Genomic DNA, 19,732 nt, shown 5'->3' with positions numbered 1-19,732 from the left:
GAAATCATGCGAGCGGCGAGAAAGCGCGCTAGGAAGTAAGGGGCAGGGCGATCGAGCAGTGGAACTCGCCAGCGTCACAGCTACTGCGAGCGCTACTGCCCTTCACGGCTTGCTCGATAACAGAAAAGGCGGCGCTTGCCGCGGCGTAGTCGGGCGCGGCGGCGCCGCCGCGCTCCGTCCATTTCAGCTCCAGGAGTTGAGCGCCGTTCTCCATCGTCCGTGTTTGCCACCTAACTTCCACCTGCGCGTTGTGCCCCTCGGTGCGGTGCTCTACGGCCGTTTGCGAGAGCGACTGCAAAACCAGGGCGAGCGCCATAGCGACTCTGGGCGCGACTAAGACCGAAGGGCCTGCGAGCTGGGTCGCTTTCATGAATTCGGCTCCGTGGGCGGCGAGCAGCCGGCGGGCGATGGCGTCGACCGCCGCGCCCCGCCAGTCGCTTTCCACCAGCAATCGATTGGTCTCCAAGAGCGCGTCGAGGCCCGACAGAAGCGCTTTCAAGGCGTCCGGCGTCGCCCGGCCGTCGCCAAGCGTATGGCTCGCCAGCATTCGCACGACCTCGAGCGTACACTCGGCTCGATCGGCAATTTCCTTGAGCAACCCTTGCTGGCGCGCCTCCCAGGCGGCCTCGGCTTCCCGGTGTTCGGTGGCGTCGACGAATGTCGCGACGACGCCCTCGATTTTGTCATCGATGGTCCTATAAGGCCGCAGACGCAGCAAAAACCATCGGCCCGCGACGGTGCGCACCGTTCGTTCGATTGGAATAAGGTCCGCCAGCACGCGCTGCGCGTCCGCTACCAAATCCTGGTATTCCAGGCGATGGGTGAAATCGGTGACAGGGCGCCCTTCGTCTCCTTGGACGATGTTGAAGAGTTCGGCGATACGCGGCGTGAAGCGTTCGATGCGCAGGCTCGAGTCGAGGAACATCGTGCTCACGTCCGTCGCAGCCATCAGATTCTGCAAATCGTTATGCGCGCGCGACACCATCTCGAGCTTGAGTTTCAATTCATTGTTGAGGGTCTGAAGCTCCTCGTTGATCGACTGCAGCTCCTCCTTGCTCGTTTCGAGCTCTTCGGCGGTCGAGCGATATTCCTCGTTGATGGATTGCAGCTCTTCATTGGCGGCGCGCAGCTCTTCTGTCGCCGCCTCATATTGTTCGCGCGTGGTGCGCAGCACTGTGCGGGTCGCGTGCAGCTCCTCACGAAGCTGAGCGACCACTCGCGACTGCTCGCCGCCTTCGGCCCCGGCGGGCGCAACCGGCTCGGCTGCGCCGCCCTCGATGAACATCACCAGCGCGGCGCGCGGCGCGTCATCGCGCTTGACCGGGCGCACATGCAGCACGACGGCCTTGGGTGCGCCATTGAACCGCACGGGAATCGGTAGGCTGACCGTCGGCTCGTTGCTTTCGAAAGCGCGGTGCAAAGCCGCGCGCAGCTCCAGCCGAAGCTCTGGGCGGACGATTTCTGCCGCGTCATTGGTCATGGGCCCACTGGGAAGTAGCAGGAATTTGCCGCAGGTTTCGGAGAGATTGACGATCAGATGCCCCTCGTCGACGAGCAGGCTCGGGGGCGCCAGATATTCGAGCGCCTCACGGTGCAGCGAGGAATCGACGGCGCTTTGCGTGCGCGGCGGTCGTGGAACGCCAGGCAGCTCGGGAAGGCGCACCGATGTGAAGAGGCGCGGCAAAGCCGGCAACCTGTCTCGGGGCCTGTCTATGGCGCGGTAGATATGGGAGTCGCGATCGACGGGGGCGAACAACCCCGGCGGATTGTCGGCGCTTTCCGACGTGCCGAGAAATAAATAGCCTTTCCCCAGCACGGAGTAATGGAGAATCGAGACGACCTGCTGCTGCAGATCGCGATCCAGGTAGATGAGCAGGTTACGGCAGGAGATCAGGTTGATATGTGAGAAAGGCGGGTCTTTCAAAATGCTGTGCGAGGCGAAGACGACGAGATCGCGCACCTCGCGTCTGATGCGGTATTGATCCCCTTCGCGCGCAAAGAAGCGACGAAGCCTTTCTTCTGATACGTCGACGGCAATCGCGGCGGGGTAGCGTCCTTCCCGCGCGATCGCGAGCGCGGCCTCGTCGATATCGGTGGCAAATATCTGGATATCTGGACGCATCTCGCGCCGCGCGGCTTCCTCCAGCAGAAGCATAGCGATGGAATAGGCTTCCTCGCCGGTCGCGCAGGCTGGAACCCAGACGCGTACCGCGTTCTCCCGCGGCTGATGATCGAACAATCTCGGGATCACATGCCTGGCGAGCGCGACATAGGCCTCCGGATCGCGGAAAAAGCTCGTGACCGAAATCAGCAGGTCGTTGAAAAGCGCATGCACCTCCTCGGCGTGGTCTCGCAGATAGGCGAGATATTGATCCATCCGCTCGGTGTGCGTGACCTGCATGCGCCGTGCGATGCGCCGCATCAGGGTGGCGCGCTTGTAGCCTGAAAAATCCTGGCCGGTCCTGGACCGAAGATGCGCCAAAATGCGACGCAGGAAATCCTCATCGCCTTCATCATTATGCGCATAGACCGAAAGATGCCCCCTCGCCCTGATCAAGCCGGCGAGGGTTCGCGCCAGATCGGCGACGGGAAGAACGAAATCTGCGCCGCCTTCGAGCGCGTTTCGCGGCATAGAAGGGAATTCGGCCTCGTTCGGGTCCTGCACGAGAACAATTCCGCCCTTCTCCTGTATGGCGCGCGCGCCGATGGCGCCGTCCGCGCCGCCGCCGCTGAGAACAACGGCGTAGCCATCCCCGTGGTGCTCTGCCAAAGAGCGAAAGAAAAGATCGATCGGCGCTCTTTGTCCCCGAGGCTCGTCGAAAGGCCCGGTCGCGACGCTCTCGCCGGAGACCAGCAGCCGACGGTTCGGCGGGATCACATAGACTATATTCGGCGCGAGCGGCGCCGGGTCATTGACCTGCAGGACACGCATCCGCGTGTGGCTTTGAAGGATGGCGGGCAATTCGCTGGAATGCGCGGGATCGAGATGGACGACGACGACAAAGGCGGCGCCGACATCATCCCCGAGCGCGTCGAAGAATTTTTGAAGGGCAATAATTCCCCCTGCGGATGCGCCAATCCCGACGACAGGCAACCGAGGCGCGTCAGCGGGCAGCGTGTCGAGATCCTCAACCATTTCTATTCTTCCCTCGCGCGCTAGCTTATCCAGCGAACCGCTTGCGCGCGCAAGCGAGTCCTTGCGTTTCTCGAATAGCGAGCGTGCGCCCCATGGAGCGGTTCGACATTATCGCCATCGGCGCCTCGGCTGGCGGGATCGACGCGCTGAGAACGCTCGTGGCCACGCTTCCATCCGATTTGCCAGCTTCGCTGCTTATCGCCCAGCATCTCTCCCCCACAAGCCCCGGCATGCTTCCAGAGATTCTCGATCGTGCGGGGCCTCTGGCGGCCGTCTCGGCGCAAGACGAGGAAACGCTCGAACCCGCAAAAATCTATGTAGCGCCGCCGGACCGTCATTTGCTGGTCGGCGAAGATGGTAGGCTCCGGTTGAGTCGGGGGCCCAAGGAGAACCTCGCCCGCCCGGCGATCGATCCGCTCTTCCGATCCGCAGCGCTCGTTTTCGGACCGCGCTTAATCGGCGTGGTGCTCACGGGCTATCTCGACGACGGAACGGCGGGATTGCAGGCCATCAAGCTGTGCGGCGGCGCGGCCATCGTGCAGGATCCAAAAGAGGCCCTGGCGCCGGGGATGCCGTCGAGCGCGCTCAAAAATGTCCACGTCGATTATTGCCTCCCGCTGGTCGAGATCGGTCCGCAACTTGTTCGGATGATCGCCGAGCCCGCGCGGCCTCAGGTGGACAAGCCGCGGGATCTCGCGGCGGAGCTTGCAATCTTCGCCGGCGGAGCGGGTTCGATCGAGACGCTGAAACAGATCGGAGAGCCGACTGCTTTGACATGCCCGGAATGCCACGGCGCGCTGACGCTGTTGCAAGGCGAAAGGCCCGCGCGTTTCCGGTGCCACACCGGTCACGCCTTCACGGAGCAGGCGCTGTTGGCGGGGCTGGCCGAAAACACCGAGATCGCCTTTTGGAACGCCATGCGTTGCTTGCAGGAAGAAGCGATTTTGAAGCGACACATGGCGGCGCATTCGATCGCCCGTGGCGCCGACGCCGAAGCGTTGCTGAAAGACGCCGACGAAGCGATGGCGGCGGCGGACCGTGTCCGGATCATTCAGGAAAACTACGCGAAGCGCCGACCTCGGCGCGACGGATGACGGGGCGGCGGTCACGCTTGTGCGTCCCTTTGAAGCGCCTGCTCGAGAGCCTCCAGCGAGGCAGGCTTAATCAAATGGGCGTCGAAGCCGGCCTCTTTGGTCCTGGCGCGCGCCTCGTCCTGACCCCAGCCCGTTAGCGCCACGAGCCTGAGCTCGCGTCCGATCTGGCTGGAGCGAATCCGCCGCGCGGTTTCGCAACCGTCCATCCCCGGCATGCCAAGGTCGATAAACACAACCTCCGGCGCGAAATCGCGAACAGCATCCACGCCAGAAGAGCCATCGTAGACGACTCGAACTTCCGCGCCCAAGGTCGAGAGCAATATGCCGAGACTATTGCCTACATCCAGATCGTCGTCGATGACGAGCGCCCGGATCGGCCGATCCGAGACCTTGCCTCGAGCTTTCGCCGGCGAAGCGGTCTGCGGAACAGAAGGCTGAAGCGGAAGGCGTACGATAAATTCGCTGCCTTTGTCCTGCCCCTCGCTTTTCGCCTCGATTGATCCGCCGTGCAATTGCACGAGCTTGCACGTGAGCGCCAAGCCGATGCCGAGCCCGCCGACTCGGCGGCTCGAGTCGCCTTGCATAAAAAGGTCGAACACATGCGGCAGCGACTCAGGTGGGATTCCGACGCCATTGTCGCGCACGACGACCACAATTTCATCGCCCCGCCGCTCTGCCCGGATCTCGATCGCGCCCCCCGGCGGCGTGTATTTTGCGGCGTTGTTCACGAGATTGGCGAAAATCTGCACGAGCCGGACCGGATCGCCGAGCAAGGTGATTTTCTCGGTAGGCAAATGAAGGCCGACGTTGTGACGGTTCTGCTCGACTAAGGGCTGCGCGGTTTCGACGGCATTTTGCAGGATCGACGCAAGCTCGCAACGCTCCCGCCGAAGCTCGATCTTATCGCGCTCGATTCTCGAAATCTCGATCAGATCGTCGACGAGCCGCACCAGATGCCGCACTTGGCGTTCCATCATATCGAGCATGGTGCGTCGCTTTTCGGCGGGCGCGTCTTCGGTCCGCCGCAGAACTTCAACCGCATTGTGGATCGGCGCGAGCGGGTTGCGCAGTTCGTGCGCGAGGACCGCAAGAAATTCGTCCTTGCGTCGTTCCGCCTCTCGCCGGGCTTCATCGGCGCGTTTCTCTTCCGTAACGTCATGCGCGGTAACGACGGCGCCGACGATCTCGCCCCCGCGGCCGCGGATGGGGCCAAAATTATACTTCCCGAACCATTGGGCGGCCGTCTCTTTGCGCTGCAAGCGATAAACGAGGCCGATGCCTGTCTCGCCGTTCATCGCCCGCCGGTCGGGCAGATCTCTCCAGGGCACGAAATGCCCTGACTCGTCATAATATTCGAGAAATGAGGGGTCCGATTTTTTGTAATCCCCGGCGTCGTCGAATCTATGGAATCTGACGAAGCCTCCGTTGAACTGCGTCAGCCGCCCGTCCGCGCCGTAAATTGCGATAGACTCCGTCATACTTGCGAGGGCCGCCTCGAGCTGGGCCTGATTTGTCTCGAGGGCGTCCTCGATCGCCCGCCGCCCTGTGATATCCTGGACGGCGAGCAAAACGCCGCCAATTTTTTGGTCGGAGGCGCGCCACGGCGATGCGTCCCAAGCCAGCCACTGGCGACGCCCATCAGGGGAGAGAAGGAGATCCTCTCGCCGCGAGACGCTTTCGCCCTGCAGCGCCTGTCGGTGCAGTTTGCGCCAGTGCTCCGGAACCCTGGGAAGGACGTCGTATAATGATCGACCGAGCACATCGGCCCGCATCCCAAAGGCGTCGAGCCATTTGTGACTATAGGCGATGTGGCGCATCTCCGTGTCGAACATGGCGATTGCGACCGGCGCCTGCCGAATAAAAGCGTTCAAGTGGCACCTGCTTTCGCAAAATCTCGAAACCAAAAGATTATTCTCTTTCGTTATACGGGCCAGATCGACCGCAACGCGAACCGCGGCCGCGACGCCTTCATCCGAGAGAGTGCTTTTTTGCAGATGGACCGCCCCGTCGGTCTCCGCATCGAAGATTCCGGTCGAATGCGCATCGATTGCGATAATGGAGCCAGACGGCTCGCCGCCCTCTCGCAAGGCCGCGAGAAATTCATGGCGCTCGCTTTCCAAGCCTTCATCCAGGACGAGGCAGTCGGGCTCGAGCTGCCTCAATCTGGCGAGGCCGTCCTGCCCATAAGGCGCCTCGACCACATTAAGCCCGTCTCGTTCGAGCGCACGACAAACGAATTCCCGCTCTGCTCCGCCACTGCCGACGATCAGGACAAGGAAATGGCGTTTGCGATCTAATTGCGACGCGCATTCGGACATGCCCGAGGATGGTCTCCGCTCGTTTACTGGCTAATGGCCTCGCATCGCGCCGGCCATCCATGGCGCGCCCCCTAATTCAAACACGCGTCGATATTGTCTGTTCGGGCTTATTCCAACATTTCTAGCTATTTAGCGGGAGGATGGTAATGGAAAGCTTGCCTGCGCTTCAAGCGGGAGCGTAAGTGAGAGCGCCCAGGGCACGGCAGTTCTTCCGTGCGCGGCCAGCAGGCCGAGGGGACGGCGGCGCGCCTTCGCGGCAATCGAGAGCGCATTTTGGCAAAAGTTGATAGATTTTTGCGGTTAGAATGCGCTCCAACTTTTTGACGCTGCGCTGCGCGCTTTCTCATCGCTCGCATGATTCCATGCGAGCGGAAAGCGTGCCAAGGGCGTGCTATCGGCAATGGAGGATCGCCGTCCTGGCCTCGGTAAGGCGAATTCGCCGACGTTACGCGCGAAAATGGCGCACAGGCCGGACGCCCATGCTCTCGGAAACCTGCGCCAGAGCTTCAAATGAGGACCCGAAGCTTGTTCACGCGCCGATTCCCGGCCGTTCGAGCTGGCGTCGCCCACCGGGCCCTCTTGGGAACATAGACCTTCCCACCTTCAGGCGGCGAAGAAGCTCGTCCGGCGCGATGTCGACCGGAATGACGTCATTGGCGTCCGGTCGGGCACAGAGAAGTCTCGTCTAGCGAATATGCAGGTCCACGTAATCTTCGACGCGGCGTGCGAGCTCGAAGGGATCACAACCAACGGTCCGAATGTGGAGCTCAGGGCTCTCGGGCTCCTCGTAAGGCGACGAAACCCCGGTAAAATTCTGGATCTCACCGGACATTGCACGCTTATATAAGCCCTTGGAGTCGCGCCTCACGCATTCTTCGAGCGGCGTGTCGACAAAAATCTCCACGAATTCGCCCTGGGCCATGATTTCGCGGGCCAGATGTCGCTCGAAACGGAATGGGGAAATTAGGGAAACGAGCACGATGAGACCAGCGTCTGCCATCAGTTTGGCGACTTCGGCGACGCGTCGGATATTCTCCACGCGATCGGCATCGGTAAAGCCAAGGTCATTGCTGAGCCCGTGACGGAGGTTATCGCCGTCGAGCAGGTAAGTATGTTTCCCTTTCTCGTACAAATGTTTTTCGACAAGACTGGCGAGCGTGGTCTTGCCGGCTCCAGAAAGTCCGGTAAACCACAAGACAACAGGCTTCTGGCTTTTCTGAGTGGCCCGCCTGGCCTTGTCGACCAACGTCGGCTGCCACTGAATATGCTGCGTGCGCTGATGCACGGGACCGCTCATCGGCTGCATTGCAGTTGCGTGAGGATTTCCTCTATCATCGATCACACAGACACTCCCCAAGCCGGACACCGCCTAACGTCGCCGGAATGAACAATACGCGCGCCCTGAGATTAGGCTGGGTTCTCCCAGAACATCTGCCACCATTCCCGTTTGAATAACTCGCATTGGCGCTTGTCATTTCCGATCGCTCGCTGCGCGAGCGTCGGCAATGCGCCGCACCAATCACTCGGACCCCGTATAAGCTGTTCCCCAACCGAAATCTTTTCCGACAATTTCGTACGTCGCTTCATTATAGGGGCGGAAGAATTCTGTGAGTTCCGAGCGCAGCGCATCGGGAAGCGCGCCTGATGGACCCGAGTTTTGCTCGTCGATAATAAGCGGCTCGATCTGCGGAAGGCCAAGGAATCCGTAGATCCGTTTCGTAACGCCGCCCGGATCGCGGAAGAGTTCGGCGGCGTCAACGACGAAAATGCGTTCGCGCCCGAACTGCTCCGCCAGCAAACGAAGAAACGGCGCATAGATGCCGTGCCTCAAATAGCCAGCGCGCGCGCCAGAAAAGGCATGGACCTCCATGCCCCCGGCTCGGATTGTCTCTTGTTCTGTCCGAATGAGCGTTTCGAACGTGGGAAATCCCTTCCAATGCGGGTCGAGCTTTTTTCGTTCTACAAATCGCTTTTGGTCCCAGCGCCAATGAGAAAATGCGCGTTCGACCGGATCCCGCAGCACGCAGACGATTTGCAAATTGGGAAACATCGACTTGGCAAGGAATATCCATAGCGGATTAGGCATCACCGGCGTGCAATAGCCGGTGATGGCGCCGCCATACCGCCGTTCGGCGGCATGTTGCTCGGCCAGAGTGGGAAAATGCGCCATGAGGTCTCTCATGGTTTCTGTAAAGGATATTTCCTTGGAAAGCGGGAGCACCACATGGGGATGCTGGAATATATAGGACGATAGAAATGACGTGCCCGAACGCACTGCGCCGATTGAAGCGAAGCTGGGCTCCATGCGTTCGGCCGACCCCAGCCGCCGCGCCCACACCCGCCATTTTGGGGGATTGAAAAAATAATAGCTTCTGAACTGGCGCCGCGCCTCTAAAGGCAACTTCCGCCAATTCTCCCCAGCTAAAGACAGCTCTCTGAAATCCCGATAGGGAAGCTGCAGCGTCTCGACCCGTTGCTGGTCGACCGTTATCCGCTGCGAAGCGAATGGGCTTTCAGAGACGCCGAAACTCCGCGACATGTCCATCCTCCACATATTGGGATATCCGATGTTAGAAACAAAAGCCGGTCCAGGACGCTCGGCGTGCGCCTGCTTCTTAGCTTATGAGTTCGACACCCTGGGTTGTTCCTTGTGGGTGCGAACTCATAGCCCCGTTTCGAACAGCGATTCAGCCTCGGCTTGGTGTGATTGCGTCATAGACCTCATGCCGCGCACACGCGCAAAAGCGCCTTCCAGAACCGAATGCGCTTGCCGCTGGCCCTCGCGCGACCGCCACGCAATATAGCCATCCGGGCGCACCAGAACCGCGCCGCTTGAAGACAATCCCAAGCGTGAGAGAAACTGATCGCTAGGATCGGCTATGTCGCTGGACAGCCGGTAGCACGAAAGCGGCGGGTCCGCCTTGGAGATTTCCTCCGCAGCCTCGGCCCAGCATTTGCCTTCCGGACCCGCAAACAAAACGAAATGGCGGCCGATCAGATCGTGAGAGGAGAGTCGCTCTCCGCCACGGACCAACCAGACGTGCGGAAGACGGGTTCCGGGCGCGCCGCTCGCCTCCAGCGGGTTTTCGACCGCCTTTCCACTATCGTCCGACTCCGAGATGATGGCGCTGGAGCGATAGCGATACCCGATCGAGGTCGAGAGCATGTCATATTCGTCGGCTGGAATGCGCAACTCCTGCCGGTCCGGCAAAAGACGTTCGACGTAATTGGCGATCTGCCGCGCAATGGCGATACGCGCGACCGGCCGACGCTCGGGCTCGTAGGTCTCAACCAGAGTCGGAGCAGCGTGCCCTTTGATCACCAAGGCGAGCTTCCACGCAAGGTCGGCGGCGTCCTGTATCGCCGTTTGCCCGCCTAATCCTCCCACCGGCGGCATGACATGTGCGCAATCCCCGGCAAGCAATACACGGCCGAACGACATACGATCGGCCATCAAGGCAGACATCTTCCACGGCCAAATGTCGCGTATCTCGAATTCAAGGTCGCTCAGGCCGACCGCGTCCCTCACAAATTGGGCGCAGCGATCCAAGTCAAAATCCGAAGCCTTGTCGAAGGCGGGGTCATACTCGACGTTGAGTTGGAACAGATTTGGGTCGTCGCAGGTAACGATAGAGCCACTGAAGGATGGATGCCGGAGATAATAAAGCACAAGCCCGCGGCTCGGCAAAACCGACGCCAGATCGGCTTCGAAAAGAATTGAGACCGTATGCGCTAGCACGCCAGGTCCGTCCATCTTCACGCCGGCGACTTCCCGGATCGCCCCTTCAGCGCCGTCAGCGGCGATGAGGTAATCAGCAAACACGATCCTTTCGGCGCCGGTCTTTTCGTCGCGAAGGACTGCTTCGACGCCTTCGCTCATCGCGCGAAACTCGACAAGAGTGGTTGAGAAATTGACGTCGGCGCCGTGTTCCTCGGCATAGCGCAACAGCACGGGCTCGACGCGATCCTGACCGGCGGTGCATACCTTCGCGGGCGACACGAGAGTCGAATCGAGCGCGTTCTTGGTGACCAGCGTTGCGATTGCAGGCCCGACGACGCGCTCGGCGATGATGAGCGTGGAGTCGTTTGCGGGAGCGCCGCTCGCAGAATGCAACGCTTCTTCCAGGCCTTCGACGACCCTCAGCACTTCCATGCTTCGCCTGTTCAATCCATGCGCTTTTGGAAGCCGCGATGTCGATTCGCGTCGTTCGACCAGCATGCATTGAACTCCCCGCCAGGCAAGCAGGGTCGCGGCAGATAGGCCAGCGTATCCCGCGCCTACGATCAACACAGGCACTCTCTGTCGGATCATCGAATAGGCCCTTCGGATGGAAGCGGTGAGAGGGAAGCGCTGTGGCGCGATCGACAGAGCGCGACCGGAATCAAGCAGACGCAAGCGACTTCCGGAATGATGAGCGAAAGATAAGCCAACCACGAAGCATCAGCGGAAAGGCCGAGAAACAGAAACAGCGGCGTGAGGAGCCATTGCGCAAACGCATCGATCATGGCGAGCTCGGGAAACCGGCCGCGCGCGAGCATCGCTCCCCTCGACACGCAGCCCAAATATCGAATGGGAAGTGACAGAGACAAGACGGCGATAAACGTCGACCACCAGGATCCGTGCTGATGGTATAGGGAGTCGCCAATCCAGTCGCGGCCAATGAATAGAGAAATTGCAGTAATCGAAACGATTGGCGCGCCGGATTGCGCCAATTTGATCAGCGCGGGTGATTGTTTCTGAGGCGCGACGGCTGTTAAACGCAGGGCAAGGAAACGCGTCAAGACGGGCATCGGGCTGAGAACAAACAACATGAAGGCTTGCCCCGCCGCGAAGGCGTCGAGACGATCGACGCCGTAGCCGCTAAATCGCGTGGAGGAGAACAGAGCCAGGGCGAGGAGCATTGCCGCTTGAGGCGACAGGATACGATGGGATTCCCAAAATGTTGTCCAGAGAAACCATCGCGCAAAGGCGCGCTCTGGCCAATCGAACGACCAGGCGCCGAGCTCCCGCAAACGAAGCCAAAGCCACAAGGACGAAGCGGCTGCGATGACGAAGCCGGCGATCATGCACCCCGCTAGATCAAATCCGAGCGCGTCCATGAGGAGGAAATTGAGAATAAACTTCGACGGGGCCTCGGCAAGTTTCGAACGGAACGCCACCGAGCCCTGCCCGAGGGCATGCAGCACAAAACCTTGTGCATTCGCGAGCATTCGCAAGGGCGTGCCGGCGACGAGCCAAAAGATGGGCTGGCCGATCAAAGGCGCCGCTTCCTCCGTCCCTATCAACTGCGCCAACAGGGGCGGATAAGCAAAGAAGCCGAAAGCGCTCGTGGCGACGCCAACCGCTGTGACAAGAACGCATAACTGGCCGGCGACGCTACCGAGATGGTCACGGTCTGTCGCATGAGCGGCGGCAATCCCGGCGACGGAGGCCAAGGCGATCGTCAAAGCCACATCCAGCAAGGTCATACGCATGAGAACGGCGAAGGCGCCCGCAACGCGCCCTCCCGATCTGGCGATCATAGCAAGGTCGATCTGCATGGTCACAGATGCAGCGCAGGCGCTCGCCGCGAGCATCGAATATCCACGCCAGAACCCCGTGTCGATCATCTCGACAAGCCTTGCCATCCGGGAAATCCGCCGAGCTCGAAATCGGGCTGCCTAAAATACCCGAACGTATTGGCTGGCGGCGGCAGCGCTTCCTCGGGCTCGATGAGCTCGATTTGCCGCCCACCCCGGATGCTGTGGCATTTCCAGCCCACCACGAGATCGCTTGTGTCGGCGCAGCCGATCACAATTCCACAGTCCCTGCTGCGATCGAGGATCGCCCAGCGCGCCGCAGAGGCGCCCATGATTGTTTGAAGCAACCCGTCTCGATCCAACCGATCTCTGAATTCCGACTCTTGCAGCCACACATATACCCAGAGATAAAACGACCAGTCGAAGGCCAGACGCCGGCGCGCGGCCCACGCCATAAAGGGTCGAAAGATCGCCATCCCATCCGGGCCCGAGAGTGTCAGTAAATCCGGACATATATCGAACAGCGTGTGCCAGTAGACGCGAAGGCTCGTGTCGATACGCACGAATGACTTATGATCTCGCGGGAAATTTTCGCTCTCTTCGATCGACATGAGCGCGGGGTAGAGATCGCGATCAGCTCTCGTGGGCGGATAAGACAAGTTCATTCCTGTGACCTTCCATCGGTTCGGCGAAAATTTTTCTTATCTCTTTGAGGTCCTCGACGATGGCGTCGAACTCGATCTCGTCGTCACGCTCGTAAGTGATCGTCGCGCCCGATTTGTCGAAGACCGACCTGTAATCCCGAAGGAAGCTCAGAGTGTCCGCCGCCAGCGCCTCGGCGTGAGTATCCAATGCGATATATGGCTCGATCAGAGACTGCCTGTATCCGGCGACGTGAAAATGCTCGGCTGAACCGATGACGCGTCGCCATGACTCTAGGGGAGTCCCGCAATTGCGATGAGAACAGATCGCGTTCGAGGCGTCGAAGAGCACGCCTGCGCCGGTGTCGTCGATGAGGCGTTCGAAAAAGCGAGGCGCTTCGAGGCCGCCATCCATGATAGAGGGATAGTTTTCGAAATGAATTTTCTGGCCCACCAGTTCCTGCCAGCGCAGCGCCCGATCGCGCACGAAATCATACTCTGCAAAATAGTCGATTTCTCCTAAATGAAAAAATTGCCGGCCGTCATGCGAAAACCGCAAAATATGATCCGAGACGTAGATCGGATCAGCGGCGTCTATGTAATCGCGTAATCTCTTCGCGAATTCGACGAGCGTCGCCTCGTCGCTTTCCAAAAAACGCGAATACATGACGTGGAAGCCGACAGGGCAATCAAAAGCGCCGGCAATTTCCGCAGGGTCGACGCAGAAAAAATTGTCGATTAGAAACTCGCAGTAGTCGATATGACCTTCAGCGAGCAATCGCTTCACCATATCATATGTGTCGCCGAGCGTGAAATTGAGGCCGATGCGCATGTAGCTCTATCCTTTCTGCGTCTTTTGTAGGCGCTTGCGTCGATCCCGGCTGGGATCGACGCAAGGCCTCGGCAGTTGGTTAGCCGTTCGTCATCGCGCAGGTCGACGCGCAACGGGCGCTGGCGCGGCCGATGACATTGAGCTCGACGCGCTTGGCAATGCGAATTTTCATGGCGTTTCTCCTGGTGTGAATTTGTCCGATTTTGATCGGACGAGGCTCCGAATTGGGAGGCCCGTTAGGTAAGACGATCGGCACCGGGCAAATCGGACTCTGCTGAATTAGTTTTTTCTTATGGGCGCCAATTGAAGGTCGGCTGGCTTCCCCGGACCGTTGCGCCGCCAGGCCTTCAGCTTTGCTAGGATCGACATCCAGAAGCTCGAGTGCGCGATTGATACAGCGATAGACAGTTCGAACGGACAGGCCGGTTTCTTTCGCCACCTCGGCGTGGCTGTGCCCGAGAACCCGGCTTAGGAGGAAGATTCTGAGGCAATCCGGCGGCAGATGACCAAGGATCATTCTCAAGTGAAACATCGGGTCCGATTCGATCGAGGCGACGGCAACAGACGCCTCGCCACTCGCCAATTGTGTGAATGCTACGTCGTTGGCGATGGACTTGCTGCGCGCCCTCTCCCGACGAAGCCAATCGATTGCGATGTTCGAGGCGGTCTTCGATAGATAGCTCCGGACGTTGGTTACATTTTCCCAGTCTCCCTTTTCGAGCATTTTTAGATAAGCCTCTTGGACGATGTCCTCGGCTTCGTGTGCGCCGATCAGACGTTTCGCTCGGCTTGTGAGCGCGCGATGGTGATTGCGAAACAAGCGCTCGAGGGTGGATGAATGGCGCATGAGCACCTCGCGGTGTTGTGGGCGCTGTTGCGCTCCGGTTGGGGAAAGGGTGAGGTCGCGTGCATTCCGGCGGCCCTCGATTGAAGGCTCGACGTCCAATCTGGCTGTTGAGCGCGGCCTAGCGCACGAACGCGTTCCTGGCGCCGGCCTCGTCAATGCGGGGTGCGTTGCAACGCATTAATTCAGGGACGATGGCCGAGACCCAAGGCCACGGAAGATAGAAGCGAAAGGAGATTAGACGGGCGGAGCGCGCGCCCTTTGGCAGCGCGAATGCAGGGGCGATAGATCATCGCAGCCCCAAGGACTCGCGCCGATCTCTGTCGAAGAGCCGCCTATGTAGGCAGCGTGATCTTGGGCGTGCAGGAACGGCTGCAGATCCCCGCAAGCGCTACAGAAAAAGCTGCAATCGCACGCATAGGGAGAATCGATCGGGCTCAGAGGCGATCCAGGCGAGGCGCCAATCCGGCAGATTTGGCCCTCCATGCGCGAGCCATGACCCCGCACGGCAAAAGTCGCCGATGCGCCAATCACCTGCCAAAAGACGACTGTTAATAGGAAGATGCGAAGAAGCATGGACCTCCGCGATTCCTTGCTTTTGCCCAACGCCAGGACTTGAGGGGGACCCGCCTAGCGCGCTTTCCGCTCGCATGGAATCATCCGAGCTAAGAGAATGCGCGCAGCTTTAAAAAGCTGGAGCGCATTCTTTTCGCAAAAAGTCTCTCAACCTTTGCGGGATGCGCTCTAGGGACGAGTCTCGCGCGGCAGATGATGCTGCGCCAACGCGAGTGAAACAAAAACGCGGCGCGTCAGGCGAATCTTGTTAGCCACGGACCGAATTCCTCAGCAGTTTGATCTCAATGAGGCGGAGTAACGACCGAGACGCCGATCGAGGTCGAGGCGCCGTTCCACGGATCGCTGAAACGCGGTGACGAGAGGAAAGACTCATCCGTAAGCGTTTTCAAAAACGCGATGAGATCCGATTTCTCTTGCTCGCTGAGATCAATCGGAACGATCAGCGCGCTCTTGTTTGGATTGTGGCGTCCATCGCCCGCGAAGGGACCGTCCTTCAGGTTCCGCCCGCCGGCGGCATAGATCTCGACAGCATCCTCGAGAGTTGCAACGCTTCCGTCGTGCATGTAAGGGGCTGTCACGGCGATATTCCGCAGACTGGGCGCGCGGAATGTCCCCATATCTTCTGGCTTGTGAGTGTTCTCGTAAACGCCGCGATTGGGCGCTGGATATGACCCGTCCTTGTCGAGATTATATAGCCCCGTATTGTGGAACGGGGTTTCGACGCCACGGGTTTTGGCGTGATAAAACTGATCGTCGAAATTGACGCTCCCATGGCAGTGATGGCACTCGGCTTTCTCTCCGAAAAACAGATCCTTGCCGCGGATTTCCTCGGGGGTCAGCGTCGCCTTTCCTTGGAGGTAGAGGTCGTATTTCGAATTCGCTGACACAGCGCCGCGTTCGAATACGGCGATCGCTTTGATGATGTTTCCAAAGCTGAGCGGCTCCGCTTCGCCGGGGAAAGCCGCTGCGAAATCTTGGCGATAGGTTGCGTCATTTGCAAAGCGCGAAAGAATTTCCTTCCGGTTCTTGTCGTTGACGCCCATTTCGATCGGGTCTTCGCCAAAGAGCGGGGCTTCCATCTGTCGCTCCAGCGTGACCATTGCCGGGTTGGCCCAGGTAAGCGTCGCACGCCAGGACACGTTTGCAATGCTCGGCGCATTGCGCGGCGTGTTCTGGCCCGTGGCGCCCACGCCGAGCTTGCGCCCATCTGTGAACGCGAGACGCTGCAAATGGCACGAGGCACAGCTTTCCTTCCCGTTTCCCGACAGCCGTGTGTCGTAAAACAGCTTACGCCCGAGCTGGAAGCGGGACTCCGACATTGGATTGTCCGTCGGGACGCGAGGCGGCGGCAAGAAATCCGGCAAGGACCAGCGCCACGCAGACTCGTTTTGGTCCGCTCCTCCATGAGCTGCGGGAGAGATCAGCGTGAGAGCCGTCAGAAGGACGGCAAGATGACGACGAGTCATTTCGCGGTCTCCACACGGAAAATTTTCGTGACCGCGCCGGATGGTTTACCGGCGTCGTTCGCATCAAGGGCGGTTTCTTTGAGCCGAAGCGCCAAATTCTCGAACATCGGCCCACATTCGGGGTCGGCGGGGCCGCTCATGCATCCCGTCGAGAAGCCCTTGTCTTGGCCAAGATCGATGCCGGAGAACAAGGCCGCCAAATCTAAAACCACGCGTTGTCGGGACGGGTCGAATGACGCAAATTTTACCGGAATTCGATTGGCGCTGGCGCAAGAGGTGATCTCGCCTTTTACCGCGTCGCCATGACACCCGGTCGAGCCTAAATGCAGCATCCAGGTCGATACGGTGACTGTGCCGTCGGCGTTGACCTTCGAAGGCGCCGGCTTCGGCGCATCGGCCATTGCGGGAGCGCCAATGGCGCTCGCCGTAGCGCCGTCCGCACTGCCCGGCGCAAGCTTGGGCGTGATCGGAGGGCGCGTCACGCCTCCCTCCGGATCGACTTCGACCTTGATGAACTTACGCCCAGCCTGCCAATTCCAGGCCATCGCCTGAATGTCGAGCGGCGCCGGCGCCGTCGCGAAGTTCGAGTGATTGAGAAAGATGTCCTTTCCCTCTTTGTCCTTTACGATGCTCGGAACGCCGACGACGAAGCTGACGCCCCGATAGCGTCCTTTCGGCGCCAGCCCCTTGATCGTGTCGTATGTTTCGGCATTGCCGACGCATTTGCCGGTCTTGTCCTCGAAATCCAGCAAAGCGACGTTTGCGTACTGCCAATCATTCTGGTCCAATTCGATGGGAACTTCGCGCCCGGCGGCGTCGATGAGCGCGGCAGCCGATATATAGAGTCTCGCATCACGGAGCTGCGCAGAGCGGCCGCCGGTTCCGAGGCCCGGAATGTCTTGCCCGCATCGGACCGAATTGCCTCCAGCCGCCAATGAGAAACGAATTGCGACCTGCTGCTTTTCACCGCGATCGTCCTGCGCGGCTCGCGCGACGCCAAGAGGCGCGGAAACCGCCACGAACAGCGCCAACACCAGAAAAATGTACATAGCTTCGCCTCCTGTTCGCGACACGCGCAAAAACAGTGCGAGAAGGTGGCCGAGCGGACTAAATCGCCCAGCGTGGGAGTATTAGGAGAGGGAGGTCGGGGGCCCGCGAGAAAGCGGTATGAGGAAACGTCGAGATGGCAGCGACGGAGACTCTTGCGAACTCGACGCCGCCGACGATTCTTCTAGATCCGGCGTCAGTAAGATCGCCACAGCCGCGAGCAACGCAGGCGTTACGTTCCAATGGTCGCGTCCGGCACCCGCACAAAGCACACACTGGCAATCGTGAGTAGAATGCGCTGGATCGCCATGAGGCGCGTCGTCCCCGCATATTGCGCCAGCCAAAGCGAGCGAAACCCCGGGAATATCGTTCTGGACGTGGCTCCGGCTGACGGGCGCGAAAAGAAAGGCGACTGCTTGCAGCACGATTAGACAAATGACCGCGTGCGCACGAAAAGCGCGCAAAGAGTCCTTTATCTGGTAAAACTGCCGCATAGTTCCATGTCTCTTATTGCTGTCCGCTTGTCAATAGGCAACCAAGATTACAAGAAGCACATCTCTTGTGGAGCGCGCCTCGACGGCCACGGTAGTCTCAAGAGCCTCACGGCGCCTTATCTCTTTAATTCTGGTTTAGTGCGGCTTCCTTCATCCGCCCGTTCTCCTCGTCGGCCTAGACAAGACGGATCGGGGCAAGTTCTCAGCCTTCCGGCAGCAGACGGCAAACGGCCCGGCCATTGGGCCACGGGATCGAACCGCGCGTAAGCCAGCTCTCAGTAGGGCTTGTCGTGCGGTATGACGACCAAGGCCGAAACAGAAATGGCCCCGGTGACACCTCACCGCAGGCCTTCCGCGCGATCGAGGCGGTAGACGCGGTTCCTACCGGCGCGCTCACCCTCCTGTCGCAGAAGATAAAGAGCCGCCAGAAGGCGATACGCCGACGTTCGACGACGAGGTGATGCAGTTTGACCCACAATTTTTACGGAACGAGCCCAGTGCAAACGCTCCGCGCAAAATGACGCCCCAGAGGAAGTAGTATGGGATCGCAAAATAGGGTTTTTCCAGATTGTCTTCGCCTAACGAGCCCATAAGAACGAGCACGATAAAGGCTAACATCACAAAGATCCGATCCTGCCAGAGGCGGGAAGGCAAATAGGCTCCTGCGCGAAAAAATGCTTTCAGGGCGACGTAAAAGAGCTCGGCATGCATCCAGAACCAGACGGCAAATCCGATCAGGCCGCATCGAGAAAAAACGGACATCATAGAATTATGTGGCTCTCGCACTTGAATTCCCGCGACATTTCCAAACGATATCAGCGGGAATCCGAACCCCAGACCGGTGAGGAACGTCGTGGAATCCGCCGTAACTCGATCAATCAGGTCGGTCCACCATTGCATGCGCTGATCCACCCCCGAAGCGGCGGCGGATATCGCGTCGTTGCTCCCGTCCGAGATTCCAACCATCGCAGCAATGTGATCGACGAAAAACGAAAGAGAAACCTGGCTCGTCAGGCGCCCCGGAACGTGCAATTCCAGGACTTCGATCGCCGCCAGCGCAGCAACCAAAAGAGGCGCAAAAGATAAAAGCGGTCGTATCGCCGATCTACGCAGGAACCACATTAGCAACAAGAGCGCGGCGAGCTGCATATAGGCGGTGCGATTTTGGAAAACGACAATGATATAAGAAGCCAGCGCGCCCGCCAGCAAGGCGGCCCAAGGCGCACCGGGAAATCTTATGATGAGGTAGGCCGCCGCCCAAAAGATGACGACGTCCCCGGTGTTGAACAGGCCGAATATAGGAACCGCCTCACCATGCTCGGATACGATCTGAGGCGACCCCGCTATAATTTCGGTTCTAAAAATATAGCCGACGCTGGCATAGGCGACAGCGACAACAAGCGCTGCCGGAAGCCAGCGGAACAACCGTTCCAAGGCTTGCTGTTGTGACGCAAACGAATATCCTACGATCAGATAAAGCGAGTCGATCGCTTGGGACGCGTCGCGCAGCGCCCACAATCCGTATTCGGGCGTAAAAAACACCGCCCAACCGATCGCATAACACCACCAGGCGACGAGGGGGAACAGTCGGATAACCGACCTCATCTCGAGCAATGAGCTCACCACATTCGATCCCAGCAAGCCCAAAATCAGAACAGTTTCCCCAAGGGGGATGCCGAGTCCCGGCAGCCTGATCTGCATGAAGCTAAATCCCAGGATCAGGTTTCCCGCCAGGACCAGGGCCAGGGCAAAATTGAGCATCCA

The 19,732-nt window shown here is 59.6% G+C and carries 13 protein-coding genes and 1 pseudogene; 2 read left to right on the top strand and 12 right to left on the bottom strand.

Going from position 1 to position 19,732, the window contains the following annotated elements; all coding sequences use genetic code 11:
• Positions 1-28: 28 nt before the first annotated feature.
• Positions 29-3,136, bottom strand: a complete 3,108-nt coding sequence (locus QNA11_RS18860) for a chemotaxis protein CheB (protein ID WP_283484323.1) — start codon at positions 3,134-3,136, stop codon at positions 29-31.
• 92 nt (positions 3,137-3,228) lie between these two features.
• Between QNA11_RS18860 and QNA11_RS18855 the strand changes: the two genes are divergently transcribed.
• Positions 3,229-4,230, top strand: coding sequence for a chemotaxis protein CheB (locus QNA11_RS18855; RefSeq protein ID WP_283484322.1), 1,002 nt, complete (start codon positions 3,229-3,231; stop codon positions 4,228-4,230).
• A gap of 11 nt (positions 4,231-4,241) precedes the next feature.
• Here QNA11_RS18855 and QNA11_RS18850 read toward each other — a convergent pair whose 3' ends face one another.
• Positions 4,242-6,134 carry a PAS domain-containing hybrid sensor histidine kinase/response regulator gene (locus QNA11_RS18850; protein ID WP_283484484.1) on the bottom strand — a complete coding sequence of 631 codons (1,893 nt, stop codon included), beginning with the start codon at positions 6,132-6,134 and terminating at the stop codon, positions 4,242-4,244.
• A 132-nt stretch (positions 6,135-6,266) separates the two neighbouring features.
• On the opposite strand from QNA11_RS18850, the gene QNA11_RS18845 reads away from it, so the two are divergent.
• On the top strand, positions 6,267-6,527 hold the full coding sequence (locus QNA11_RS18845; RefSeq protein ID WP_283484493.1) for a hypothetical protein: 261 nt from the start codon (positions 6,267-6,269) through the stop codon (positions 6,525-6,527).
• A 706-nt stretch (positions 6,528-7,233) separates the two neighbouring features.
• Here QNA11_RS18845 and cysC read toward each other — a convergent pair.
• From cysC to QNA11_RS18795, 10 genes and pseudogenes are all read right to left on the bottom strand, one after another.
• Positions 7,234-7,827: pseudogene (gene cysC, locus QNA11_RS18840) on the bottom strand (adenylyl-sulfate kinase); the annotation flags it as partial.
• A gap of 240 nt (positions 7,828-8,067) precedes the next feature.
• Complete coding sequence (locus tag QNA11_RS18835) at positions 8,068-8,853, bottom strand: sulfotransferase family protein (protein WP_283484321.1); 786 nt, start codon at positions 8,851-8,853, stop codon at positions 8,068-8,070.
• Positions 8,854-9,210: 357 nt separating this feature from the next.
• A complete protein-coding gene (mbnF, locus tag QNA11_RS18830; protein WP_283484320.1) occupies positions 9,211-10,860 on the bottom strand; it encodes a methanobactin biosynthesis FAD monooxygenase MbnF in 1,650 nt (549 codons plus the stop codon).
• The gene (gene mbnM, locus QNA11_RS18825) at positions 10,857-12,176 is read right to left on the bottom strand and encodes a multi antimicrobial extrusion protein MatE (RefSeq protein ID WP_283484319.1); all 1,320 of its coding nucleotides are present in this window, start codon (positions 12,174-12,176) and stop codon (positions 10,857-10,859) included. Before mbnM ends, mbnF begins: the two co-directional genes overlap by 4 nt.
• Positions 12,155-12,733, bottom strand: a complete 579-nt coding sequence (gene mbnC, locus QNA11_RS18820; protein WP_283484318.1) for a methanobactin biosynthesis protein MbnC — start codon at positions 12,731-12,733, stop codon at positions 12,155-12,157. The genes mbnM and mbnC overlap by 22 nt, the downstream gene beginning before the upstream one ends.
• Positions 12,702-13,541: a methanobactin biosynthesis protein MbnB gene (gene mbnB / locus QNA11_RS18815; protein WP_281932324.1), complete on the bottom strand. Its 840-nt coding sequence runs from the start codon at positions 13,539-13,541 to the stop codon at positions 12,702-12,704. Before mbnB ends, mbnC begins: the two co-directional genes overlap by 32 nt.
• A 79-nt stretch (positions 13,542-13,620) precedes the next feature.
• The gene (locus tag QNA11_RS18810; protein ID WP_283484317.1) at positions 13,621-14,388 is read right to left on the bottom strand and encodes a methanobactin precursor domain-containing sigma factor; all 768 of its coding nucleotides are present in this window, start codon (positions 14,386-14,388) and stop codon (positions 13,621-13,623) included.
• Positions 14,389-15,242: 854 nt separating this feature from the next.
• Entirely contained in the window at positions 15,243-16,427 is a 1,185-nt protein-coding gene (locus QNA11_RS18805) for a methanobactin export MATE transporter MbnM (protein WP_283484316.1), read from the bottom strand.
• The gene (locus QNA11_RS18800) at positions 16,424-17,476 is read right to left on the bottom strand and encodes an MbnP family copper-binding protein (RefSeq protein WP_283484315.1); all 1,053 of its coding nucleotides are present in this window, start codon (positions 17,474-17,476) and stop codon (positions 16,424-16,426) included. Before QNA11_RS18800 ends, QNA11_RS18805 begins: the two co-directional genes overlap by 4 nt.
• Before the next feature lie 885 nt (positions 17,477-18,361).
• Positions 18,362-19,729, bottom strand: a complete 1,368-nt coding sequence (locus tag QNA11_RS18795) for a hypothetical protein (protein ID WP_283484314.1) — start codon at positions 19,727-19,729, stop codon at positions 18,362-18,364.
• Positions 19,730-19,732: the final 3 nt, after the last annotated feature.

Origin of the sequence: Methylocystis sp. JR02, assembly GCF_030063565.1 — a bacterium.
Classification (GTDB): Bacteria; Pseudomonadota; Alphaproteobacteria; order Rhizobiales; family Beijerinckiaceae; genus Methylocystis; species Methylocystis iwaonis.
The sequence above is the reverse complement of the archived record's forward strand: the minus strand, read 5'-3'. Positions and strand labels throughout refer to the sequence as shown.